A 10,968-nucleotide genomic window follows, 5' to 3' on the forward strand; every position below is an offset into this window, starting at 1 on the left:
ACCGCCTATAGCTTCTTGTACTTGTTGCGCGCGACTTTTTACCCTGCCAAGCTTTTCTGGTCGGAACCCCCTAAGCCGAGTTTTCAAGGTGCTGCGCCGTCCACTTGGTTTTCGAGACTGGCCTTTTAATTCTAACGTAAAGCCAACCTAGAACGGCGGGGTTTCCGACCCAAAATTTCCGATGAGTAGAAAACGGGTTTCTCCGAGAAACCCGTTTTCTGTGCGTTACTCAACGAATTTAGTATAAATTGCTTGTTGAGACGAGACAAGAGGCAACAGTAAAAGGATTGGGGGAAATTTAGGCACTTTTTCCCTGAAAATTAGGTAATTGACCACCTAAAAATCGACAAAACCCCACACCCCACACCCCACACCCCACACCCCACACGCCCCCCCGATCCCCCCGATGTCGGGGGGGCAGGGGGGGTGGGGGTTGGGGGGGTCACACCCTGCCCCCACCGAAAAACTTTTTGCCGCAAACCCTACTTAAATGCGTCTTAGCTTACAATCGATACAAAATATCAACGACTAGGATTAAATGGCTACTCATATTGTTACTGGTGTCGCGGGTTTTATCGGTTCTAACTTGGCAGAAAAGCTTTTAGAACAAGGAGATCAGGTGATCGGTATCGATCAATTTAACGATTATTACGACCCCAGTTTAAAGCGCAAAAATGCCCATATTCTAGCCAAATATCCCGAATTTAAGTTAATCGAAGCGGATATACAAGCCCTCGACTGGCGACAACTGTTGCAAGGAGTAGAAGTATTATTCCATCAGGCAGCCCAAGCAGGAGTCAGAGCAAGCTGGGGTGATGGATTTCGTCAATATACCGAAAGGAATATAAATGCTACTCAAATTATTCTTGAGGCCGCTAAGGAAACCCCGTCTTTACAACGGATGGTTTTTGCTTCCACTTCCTCGGTGTATGGCAATGCGGAAACGATGCCGACTCCCGAAACCCTTTGTCCCCAACCAGTTTCACCCTACGGCATCACCAAATTAGCGGCAGAAAGACTCTGTTGGCTATATCACCAGAATTTTCACGTTCCCGTCACTGCCTTGCGTTATTTCACCGTTTATGGACCGCGGCAACGTCCCGATATGGCTTTTCATAAGTTTTTTCAATCAGCGATCGCAGGTCAAGCCATCGGCATCTACGGGGATGGCAAACAAACCCGCGATTTTACCTTTATTAGCGATGCTGTAGCCGCTAATTTAGCCGCTGCCGTCGTACCGGAAGCGGTGGGGGAGGTGTTTAATATTGGTGGTGGTAGTCGCGTGGTTTTGCTGGATGTCTTGGATACTATGGAAAAAGTCATCGGTAAACCGATCGAGCGATCGCATCAAGGACTCGCCCGAGGAGATGCCCGTCACACCGCCGCCGATGTCACCAAAGCCCGTACTATTCTAGGTTATAATCCCCAAGTTTCTTTAGCCGAAGGATTAGCCCAAGAATGGCAGTGGATTCAGGAATTATATTGTTAACGGCGGCAATATCCTTAATAATCAAAAAATCTCCCTGTAAAAGGGAGATTTTGGGCAATATCTAGGGTTATCCCCCGACAAACTACACTAATTTCAGATCGGGATAATTGGCGAGAATGTCGTCTTGACTGAGAATATCACCCTCGCTTTGGGGAGTCCAAATCACTTCTACCGCTAAAAGTCGATCGCCTCCCATACTACCAATTTCTTGCAGGGCCTGTTTCAAATCTTGGGAATCATTAATTTTCGGTAGGGAAAATTTACCGACGATGCCGGCTAAAATAGTCACCAAAATATAGCCTTCCGGTGCGCTTTTAGCTAATTCCCCAGCCGATTCGGGTAAAATATTGTCTCTAGAACCTTGACGCAGTTGATTATTGTAATTAGTTAAGGTTTCCGCCGTTAGTTTACCGCGTTCGTTGAGGGACCACTGATTAAACTTCGCTTCTGCACTGCTGAGGCTGGTTTGTTGAGAATCGACGTTACCATAAACCCAGTATTCCGGATGACGTAACAGGGCGAGGGCCGATTCTTGTAAGACTTCGATGCGTCCCTCGGAGGTGCTAGTATCCACAGTTAGGGCGATTTGATTTAATTCTTGTTGCAGATAACGGGCATTAGCCAACAAACCCACCTGTACTTTAGCCACGGAGACGGTTTCATAACCGGATTCTATCGTCATACCATTCTCATCACTGCCTCCACCATTACGGAAAGCATTAACGAGGAAATTGGCGATAGCAAAAAAGATTAACAGAGAAATTAAGCCACCGCCACCACCACCCCAAAAGAAGGGTAAGAGGAAGGGAAAACCAATACCTCCACCGTAACCGGGGGAACTGTAACCACCACCCCTAGAAGGGCTAATACTGCGACTAGGGGCGCGAAAACTACCGCCACCCATTCTACCCCCCGATGCCGCTAAAGCACTGGGAATAGAACCTAAAATCAGCGTTGTCACTAATCCTAGAACTAATAGCGGCTTGGCAAGCGATCGAACTTTAGTTAAAATTTTGTCAATCATAAGAACACTGAAGCAACCCTTTATTTACTAGCATAACCAGTTTCTCGGTCAGGGATAGACAAATCTTCAAATCAGTTATCAGTGATCAGTTATCAGTTATCAGTGATCAGTTATCAGTTATCAGTTAGAAGGTGTTGGGTATTGAGATTTTAGGGTTTTGGGGTTTTGGGGTTTTTTAGTTGAATTCCCCCATGTCCCCATGTCCCCATTTCCCCATTTCCCCATTTCCCCATTTCCCCATTTCCCCAAATTTATGACTTGGAATTTCTCCTCTCCCACGGATTCGGACTTAGGCGATCGCGAAGTACCCTTAGAGAGTCATCATCTCTGGGGTAAACGGATTGCTTTACTGGTAACGGGAGGGATTGCGGCCATGAAAGCGCCGCTAATTGCCCGATCTTTGCGGAAATTCGGGGCCACAGTCGTGGCTTTTGTCTCAGAAGAAGCTTTAAGATACGTCACTAAGGAAGCTTTGGAATGGAGTACGGTTAATCCCGTAGTTAGTCAATTAACGGCAAAAGCAGAACATTTAAGCGATCAATCTCCCTTTGATCTTTATTTAGTCGCCCCCGCTACCTATAACACGATTAATAAGTTTCGTTACGGAATTGCTGACGGAGTGATCACTTCATGCTTGGCCTCGGCCTTAGGACGACAGGAAAAGGGAAAAACTAAAATTCTGCTCGTCCCCACCATGCACGGCAGTTTACATAATGCTATTCTGACCGAATCTTTGCAAACGCTCGATCGCTGGGGAGTCCAGATTATGTCACCCCGGGATGATTACGGTAAACACAATCTCCCCGGGGAAAAAGAGATCACTGTGGCAGCCTGTGGGATTCTCAGTAATTCTGTGCTGAAAAATATGCCGATTTTAGTCACTGGTGGACCCACACCCGTGATTATCGATAATATCCGTCGTTTAACCAATCGTTTTACCGGACAGTTAGGAGTCGCTATTGCAGAAGAATTATACCTGCGCGGGGCAAAGGTGCAGTTAATCCACGGACGCGGCAGCTATACACCCCCCGCTTATTTACCCCACGAAATTATTGAAACTTATGACGAGTATCTAGGGAAGGTGATGGGAGAATTAGAGAGTAAAGATTATAAATTTGGGATTTTCTCGGCAGCAGTGGCAGATTATCGCTTAGAAAGCCCTTTTTTGGGTAAAATTCCCAGTGGTGGGCCGTTAAATCTTAATTTTGTGCCGACGGAAAAAGTGATTGACAAGGTGAGAGAAAAATTTCCCGATTTAGAGATGGTCACTTTCAAGTATCAGGAAGGAGTCAGTCAGGAGGAGTTACTGGAAATCGCCCGTAAACGCCTAGAAAAGGGCTATCAGGCCGTCATTGCTAATAGGGGTGAGGAAAAGGGCGATCAAGGGGAACAGGTGGCTTATTTGGTCACAAAAGCGGCATTGGGGAAATTTATCGGCAAAAAAGCGATCGCTATTGGCATCGCCGAATATTTAGAACAGCGAGCCAAAAATGTTACAATCAAAAAAATTTAATATTTTTTAATATTAATTTGCAAAAATTTAGGGTAACACAGTCATGGGTAACATCAACTTCGTCAAAGAGAATAAGATCGTGGTAGCGGCAGATGGGGCGAATTTACGAGAGAAAGCAATCCAGAATGGCGTTGATATCTACACTTTTGGCGGTAAATTGAGGAATTGTGGCGGTTACGGTCAGTGTGGTACTTGTATAGTGGCAATTGTCGAGGGGATGGAAAATCTCTCCGCTAAAACCGACTTTGAGCAGCGCCGTCTGAAGAAAAAACCCGAAAATTATCGTTTAGCCTGTCAAACCATGGTTAATGGCCCTATTAGCGTCCAAACTAAACCAAAATAGCATTTAAGCGTCATTCCCCACCCCCAGCAACGCACCGGTGGGGAAGGTGCGGCGATTAGAACCATTGAGGCGTTCGATACCAGTGAAAATTGCCAGACAATATCACATAATTCCCTGAGCGACTTTTTCAGCAGACCCTAATTGATGTCTTGGGAAGACATCTCAGCGGATTTTTGTGATTTTTTCGCTGCTTTTTTGCCAGCCAAGGGCTGACAATCAAGAAATTTGCTAGAAAATATCGGCTTTACTGCATTTAAACTGCCTATTGGACATTTTAGTACAAAAGTACGAACTTCCTCTGATACCAAATCCCTTTTTAATAGTGTGATTAACTCTCAAGTTATGAATTGTTTCTCCCCACACCCCACACCCCACTATCCTATACTTTTTAAACAGGATTTAGTATGACTACTCCCCTCACCGCTCAGATAGCGATCGCTATCTGAGAAAGTTGCTCATTTTGTCATCTAGATTGCATCCTGATTGGAAACCTTTGGGTAATCTATGGGTACAGATACTCAAACCTCCCCTTCATCGGTGCGTTCCCAATAGGGATAATTTTTTTTCTCATAAACTTTACAATATTTAATAATTGTTGTAATATTGGTTAAACAACCAAGGTTCTTACTACTTGCCATTTATGCCCATAAACTCTATATATAGCCAAAAAAAGGACTATAGAGGCAATTAAATCTTCAATTAGATTTCTCTCTATCCTTGAGTAATCACTTACTAATCTCTTTACAAAACTAGAAAAAACCCTGATAGCATCTCCTTAACTGCCCCTGGGGAAGCGATCTGAAAAACGCCATCAATCCCTGAATATCAACCCTCAACCGACGCGCACTCATGAAAACCTCGAAAAACCCCACCGATCCAGTTCGCGCCTATCTCAGAGAAATTGGCCGAGTTCCCCTTCTCACCCATGAAGAAGAAATTCTCTACGCAAAACAGGTGCAAAGATTAATTTTTCTCGAAAAAATCAAGGAATCCCTAAGGGCTAAACTCGGCAGGGAACCCAGCGATCGCCAATGGTCAGAAGCGGCGGAAATTAGTGAAGAACAACTCCGTCGAGAATTGGGGGCAGGGGATTTCGCCAAACGCAAGATGGTAGAAGCGAACCTGCGTCTAGTGGTTTCCGTCGCCAAAAAATACCTAAAACGCAATCTAGATCTATTAGATCTGATCCAAGAGGGAACCATTGGGATGCAAAGAGGTGTGGAAAAATTCGATCCCACCAAAGGCTATCGCTTTTCCACCTATGCCTATTGGTGGATTCGCCAAGCTATCACCCGAGCGATCGCAGAAAAAAGTCGCACCATCCGTCTGCCCATCCACATCACCGAAAAACTGAATAAAATCAAAAAAGCCCAGCGTCAACTAGCTCAAGATAAAGGTCGCGCTGCCACCATTGCCGAATTAGCCGAGGAATTAGACCTAACTCCCAAACAGGTGCGAGACTACTTGGAAAGGTCCCGTCAACCCCTTTCCCTTGACTTAAAGGTGGGGGACAATCAAGACACGGAATTAGGAGAACTCTTGGAAGATACGGGACTTTCCCCGGAAGATTACACTGCCCATTCTTCCCTCCAGGTGGACTTAGAAAAACTGATGGCAGACCTCACCCCTCAACAAAAAGAAGTGATTTGTCTGCGTTTTGGTTTAGATAATGGGCAGCCCCTCACCCTAGCAAAAATTGGCGTTCGACTCAATATCAGTCGTGAACGCGTCCGTCAGATCGAACGAGAAGCGATCGCTAAATTAAGAAAACGCAAGGCCAACATCAGAGAATATCTAGCTAGTTAGGGTTTGCGACAAAAAGTTTTTCGTGGGGACAGGGTGTGGGGAGAATAAATAAAATAATCTCCTATCTCCTGACTCCTGCCCCCTGCCTTCGTTAAGGGTCAAATTGATCGTCTGGATCACAGGGAGAAAAATGACCCATTTCTAGATTCATCGGCGACTTTTCTCGACTATTTCTCTACTTCTTCAAGATATTTTTTCAAAAAGAGAGCTAATTTTTCTTTAGTGGCGACGGGAACAGAATCTAGACGGGTAAGAATAGCGTATTTAAGGGCAGAATGAGCGGCAGAAACGGGAGGATTAGCTGCCAGACGGCGCACCGTTTCTTGGATGACTTTTTGGGCATTAATAGCGTTATGGTGTAGATTTTCGATCACCATTTCTACCGTGACATGATCGTGATCGGGATGCCAACAATCGTAATCGGTAACTAGAGCTAAGGTAGCGTAGGCAATTTCCGCTTCTCGGGCTAATTTGGCCTCAGTTAAATTGGTCATACCGATGACGGTTGCCCCCCAACTTCTATAGAGATTTGATTCCGCTTTAGTAGAAAAAGCCGGCCCCTCCATACAGAGGTATGTACCGCCGCGATGCAAGGTAACTTCCGGTAGGTTTAAACTAGCGACGGCATCCCCTAAAATGTTGGCTAATTGGGGACAAACGGGATCACCAAAGGCCACGTGGGCAACAATTCCTTCCCCAAAAAAAGTCGCTATTCTCTCTTTAGTTCTGTCAATAAATTGATCGGGAATGACTAAATCTAGGGGTTTAACTTCGGCTTTGAGGGAACCAACTGCCGAAGCGGAAATAATATATTCAACCCCTAATTGTTTGAGAGCGTGAATGTTAGCTCGAAAGGGTAATTCGGTCGGTAAAAAATGGTGATTTCTGCCATGACGCGCTAAAAAGGCAACTTCTGTTCCCTCTAAAGTCCCGAGAATTAAAGCGTCGGAAGGAGAACCAAAAGGAGTATCGAGGGATACTTCCCGCACATCCTTGAGGGCATCCATTTTATACAAACCACTGCCGCCAATGATGCCAATTTTTACCGTCGTCATAGTCTTGGAAAGAATTAGTTATCGTTGCCTTGATTTTACCATAATTGAGCGATTCCGTTAAGGCCTTACTTTTTCTTTTTCTTGCCCTTGAGGGAACCATTAATTAAACCATTAAAGCCATAAATTTCTTCAGTTCCCGCGATGGTAACTAATTCCACCTCTTTCGTGTCTCCCGGTTCAAATCGAACTGATGTACCCGCGGGAATATTCAGATGGGTTCCTTTGGTTAATTCGCGCTGAAACTCCAGGGCCTGATTAACTTCATAAAAATGATAGTGGGAACCCACTTGAATCGGTCGATCGCCTGTATTAGCCACAGAAATACGCAGGGTGTCGCGACCGACATTAATCTCGATCTCCCCGGATGGTGTGATAATTTCTCCCGGAATCATAACTGCTAAAAATCTCCTGTTAGTGAATGGGATTGTGAACGGTAACTAATTTAGTACCATCGGGAAAAGTCGCTTCGATCTGCACTTCCGTAATCATTTCCGGGATACCTTCCATTACCTCCTCGCAAGTTAATAAAGTAGTGCCGTAACTCATCAATTCAGCGACGCTACGACCTTCCCTGGCACCTTCGAGGATGGCGGCGCTAATATAGGCGATCGCTTCGGGATAATTTAACTTGATCCCGCGATTTTTGCGTCTTTCGGCGAGCAGTGCCGCCGTGAAAATGAGTAATTTATCTTTTTCTTGGGGCGAAAGTTGCATAGATAGGCCTTTTTTTAGACAGATTCTAGGGTTATTGTAGTTCTTGGCTGGATAGTTGTAGCGATCGAGTTGTGAAAATTTATCTTGAATGTCCGGTCATCCTATCCATTAGTCAGAGCTTTCTTAACAAAAAGAGAAGAAACTTAAAAAAAGGGGAAACGATTGATAGGTATAGTTTTGAAAGAAGGAATCAAGGTGGAGGTGAGCAAAAAAAATGGAGAAATGGGCAGCCCAAGAATTACAGTATGCAGACCTAGGGGACACCAGAAGAAAGTAATAAATCTTCAAAAAGCTTTGGAATTACACTTTGAACCGCCTTGTGCAACAGTTATTCCTCAATTGCAGAAAATCACTGTACGGGCGAAGCATTTGGGCATAACCTATCGCTAAAATCCTAGATTTCCTATCCGAATGCTTCGCCCCTACCCCGACCAATGTTTAGGCTATGCTAAAATGGTGATAAAAGCATAGAATCCTATTTAGTTTAATTAGTTGAAACTGAATCAGAGAAAGTTATGTTAACAGAGATAAATATTGGCACTTTTATAAAAAGCGATCCCAAAATTCATGGAGGTTGTCCTATTATTGCGGGAACTGCTGTTACTGTACGAAGAATAGTGATCTGGTATAAATTAGGATATAGTCCTGAAGAGATTGCCGATGAAATACCTCATCTTTCTTTGGCACAAGTTTATGCCGCTTTGACTTACTATCATACTAACAAAGAAACAATAGAAGCAGAAATTATAGCCGAAGCCGCCGAAGCAGATCGCATTGAAGCATTACATTATTCTTCTTCTTATGAGTAGAATTAGCTTATATATGGAGGAGGATTCTACAGATTTCAAAAGGATTTAGATAATCCGGCTTGTTTCAAAACTGCATTAGCAGTATGACGTGATTTAATAGTATTATCAACTACAAATCTTCTTTCTGTCAGAGGACTATACCAAATTTCATGATCTCCTTTCCCTTGACGTTCAAAATAACATCCGGCTGCTGAGAGCAGTTTTTTTAATGCAGGTGTTAAAGAAGTAGCCATCTAAACAACGCACTCAATTGATTCTTGACGATGACTAATGAGTTCAAAAATTATCGCTGCTTGAGGTTCAATAGTAATTAGATGATTGAGTTGTAATAATTCTGGAATCATCTGTCGTAATTTAGCTGTTAAAGCTTCGATGGTATCAGCTTCGGTGACTAATCCCGGAATATCTTCACTCTCTGCTACCCACACTTGCGCCTCTCGATCCCAAAATGCTTCTACTTGGTACGGTTTTTGATTCATAGTGATTTAGTTCAATTGAGTAGAATTAGCTTATATATTAATCAAGATTATACAGTGCGATCGCCTTTCTGACAATCTTACCACCAATCCCCAACTCTTGATGATTGCTGATGAATCGCTTTGAAGGTTCTCGCAATAAGACTCAAATTAAAGGTTTATGGAAAGATGTTGTGATCAGTGATGACGATTTAGAAGAAGCTAAAAAAGCAGTTTTTCGAGATTAGTTTACATTTCATTTTTATAACAAACGCTATAGTTCTCGTCAATGATCTTTTTAAGAGTTTAAATCTTTAAAGGGATTGATAACCTGTAAGCTATTATTGATAATTAAACCATCTTGCATATCTTCTGAGTAGAGAATAGTTGCATCGCCTAAAACTGCACTAGCAACAATCAGGCTATCCCAAAATGAAATTAAATAGCGATCTCGTAATTTCACGGCATACTCAAGGGTTTCGAGGGAGACAGGTAAGATTTCACACCCTTGGGTAAATTCTTCAAGTAGATTTTGAATCTGTAAATTATTAAACCCTGCTTTGCGGATTAAATTTGAGCAAACCTCATTAACAACTTGTGTACTAATTATCAAGTTTCCTTGATTCGTAATATTTGTAGCTATTTGTTGCTTAGGGATGGCATTAGTATCGCTACAATTAACAATGAAGCGATACAGCCAAATATTAGAATCAATAAAGAAGGGTTGAGATTCACCAGCGTTCATTCGCTTCTTCTCTGGTAAGAGGATGGAAGTCTTCAATTTTAATCGGATTTGCTGTTAACTGGGCGATTATCCCCGTTTCTGACCATTTTTGGGAAGTAAGCTGGGAAATTGAATTGGATTCTATAATGAGTTTAACGCACTGTCCTTCATTGAGTTGGAGATTACCAAGAGGACGTAAAACGCCATTTTCAAAGACGGCTTCACAGTTTTGTTGCGGCATAACTCAATCCTCAATTCTAAATTACTATTATTTTAACCCATGATCGTGTCTAAATTATGATTTTTTTGATTGTTTGATTGACTATGATTTTTCTTGGCTATTATTCCTGGGATATAATTGTAATAATCGCACTATTATAGTCCTCATTCAAGCATAATCTTGACAATCATAGTTTTCATTCAATCATTTAAATCACAGTACAGACGATTATTTGATTGACTAGGATTTTTCTCGGCTATGATCTCTGGGATATAATTGTAGTCATCCTGCTATTATAGTCCTCATTCAATCATAATCTCAACCATCATAGTTTTCATTTAATCATTAAATCACAGTACAGACGATTATTTGATTGACTATGATTGTTTTTGCCTCTCATCCCTGGGATATTATTGTAATAATTGTGCTATAACCCTAACAATCATAGTTTTCATTTAATCATTCAAATCACAGTACAGACGATTATTTGATTAACTATGATTGTTTTTGGCTATGATCTCTGGGATATGACTCTGATCATCTTGCCATCATAGTTTTTATTCAATCATAATCTCAACCATCATAGTTTTCCTTCAATCATTTAAATCACAGTACAGACGATTATTTGATTGACTAGGATTTTTCTCGGCTATGATCTCTGGTATATAATTGTAGTCATCCTGCTATTATGATCCTCATTCAATCATAATCTCAACAATCATAGTTTTCATTTAATCATTCAAATCACAGTACAGACGATTATTTGATTAACTATGATTGTTTTTGGCTATGATCTCTGGGATATAATTGTAGTCA

13 protein-coding genes are annotated in these 10,968 nt (G+C 42.5%); 5 read left to right on the forward strand and 8 right to left on the reverse strand.

The genetic code is table 11. The annotated features are described in order from the left end of the window. Nucleotides 1-538: 538 nt before the first annotated feature. Complete coding sequence (locus IM515_RS12575) at nt 539-1,489, forward strand: NAD-dependent epimerase/dehydratase family protein (protein ID WP_002766747.1); 951 nt, start codon at nt 539-541, stop codon at nt 1,487-1,489. A gap of 82 nt (nt 1,490-1,571) precedes the next feature. Here IM515_RS12575 and IM515_RS12580 read toward each other — a convergent pair whose 3' ends face one another. After that, nucleotides 1,572-2,513 (reverse strand): DUF1517 domain-containing protein, encoded by a 942-nt coding sequence (locus tag IM515_RS12580; protein WP_287627237.1) that lies wholly within the window; start codon nt 2,511-2,513, stop codon nt 1,572-1,574. Nucleotides 2,514-2,766: 253 nt separating this feature from the next. Between IM515_RS12580 and IM515_RS12585 the strand changes: the two genes are divergently transcribed. The 3 genes from IM515_RS12585 to IM515_RS12595 all read left to right on the forward strand — a co-directional run bounded on the left by IM515_RS12585 (nt 2,767) and on the right by IM515_RS12595 (nt 6,175). After that, entirely contained in the window at nt 2,767-4,026 is a 1,260-nt protein-coding gene (locus IM515_RS12585; protein WP_287627238.1) for a phosphopantothenoylcysteine decarboxylase domain-containing protein, read from the forward strand. Nucleotides 4,027-4,069: 43 nt separating this feature from the next. After that, nucleotides 4,070-4,369: a 2Fe-2S iron-sulfur cluster-binding protein gene (locus IM515_RS12590; protein ID WP_061432676.1), complete on the forward strand. Its 300-nt coding sequence runs from the start codon at nt 4,070-4,072 to the stop codon at nt 4,367-4,369. Between the two features lie 849 nt (nt 4,370-5,218). Further along, nucleotides 5,219-6,175, forward strand: a complete 957-nt coding sequence (locus tag IM515_RS12595; RefSeq protein WP_287627239.1) for an RNA polymerase sigma factor, RpoD/SigA family — start codon at nt 5,219-5,221, stop codon at nt 6,173-6,175. A 167-nt stretch (nt 6,176-6,342) separates the two neighbouring features. Here IM515_RS12595 and IM515_RS12600 read toward each other — a convergent pair whose 3' ends face one another. The 3 genes from IM515_RS12600 to ureA all read right to left on the reverse strand — a co-directional run bounded on the left by IM515_RS12600 (nt 6,343) and on the right by ureA (nt 7,944). Beyond that, on the reverse strand, nt 6,343-7,230 hold the full coding sequence (locus IM515_RS12600; protein WP_287627240.1) for an S-methyl-5'-thioadenosine phosphorylase: 888 nt from the start codon (nt 7,228-7,230) through the stop codon (nt 6,343-6,345). 65 nt (nt 7,231-7,295) lie between these two features. Further along, nucleotides 7,296-7,622, reverse strand: coding sequence for an urease subunit beta (locus IM515_RS12605; protein ID WP_002766755.1), 327 nt, complete (start codon nt 7,620-7,622; stop codon nt 7,296-7,298). Between the two features lie 19 nt (nt 7,623-7,641). Further along, complete coding sequence (ureA, locus tag IM515_RS12610) at nt 7,642-7,944, reverse strand: urease subunit gamma (RefSeq protein WP_002766756.1); 303 nt, start codon at nt 7,942-7,944, stop codon at nt 7,642-7,644. Nucleotides 7,945-8,459: 515 nt separating this feature from the next. Here ureA and IM515_RS12615 point away from each other — a divergent pair. Beyond that, complete coding sequence (locus IM515_RS12615; protein ID WP_004268292.1) at nt 8,460-8,753, forward strand: DUF433 domain-containing protein; 294 nt, start codon at nt 8,460-8,462, stop codon at nt 8,751-8,753. Between the two features lie 35 nt (nt 8,754-8,788). Here IM515_RS12615 and IM515_RS12620 read toward each other — a convergent pair whose 3' ends face one another. From IM515_RS12620 to IM515_RS12635, 4 genes are all read right to left on the reverse strand, one after another. Beyond that, nucleotides 8,789-8,986, reverse strand: a complete 198-nt coding sequence (locus tag IM515_RS12620) for a type II toxin-antitoxin system HicA family toxin (RefSeq protein WP_002799542.1) — start codon at nt 8,984-8,986, stop codon at nt 8,789-8,791. Further along, nucleotides 8,987-9,232 carry a DUF1902 domain-containing protein gene (locus tag IM515_RS12625; RefSeq protein WP_185239313.1) on the reverse strand — a complete coding sequence of 82 codons (246 nt, stop codon included), beginning with the start codon at nt 9,230-9,232 and terminating at the stop codon, nt 8,987-8,989. A 274-nt stretch (nt 9,233-9,506) separates the two neighbouring features. Then, nucleotides 9,507-9,953, reverse strand: a complete 447-nt coding sequence (locus tag IM515_RS12630) for a PIN domain-containing protein (protein ID WP_287627241.1) — start codon at nt 9,951-9,953, stop codon at nt 9,507-9,509. Then, nucleotides 9,940-10,173: an antitoxin family protein gene (locus IM515_RS12635; protein WP_002772822.1), complete on the reverse strand. Its 234-nt coding sequence runs from the start codon at nt 10,171-10,173 to the stop codon at nt 9,940-9,942. Before IM515_RS12635 ends, IM515_RS12630 begins: the two co-directional genes overlap by 14 nt. Nucleotides 10,174-10,968 lie beyond the last annotated feature (795 nt).

Origin of the sequence: Microcystis sp. M44BS1 (assembly GCF_020244875.1) — a bacterium.
Classification (GTDB): domain Bacteria; phylum Cyanobacteriota; class Cyanobacteriia; order Cyanobacteriales; family Microcystaceae; genus Microcystis; species Microcystis panniformis.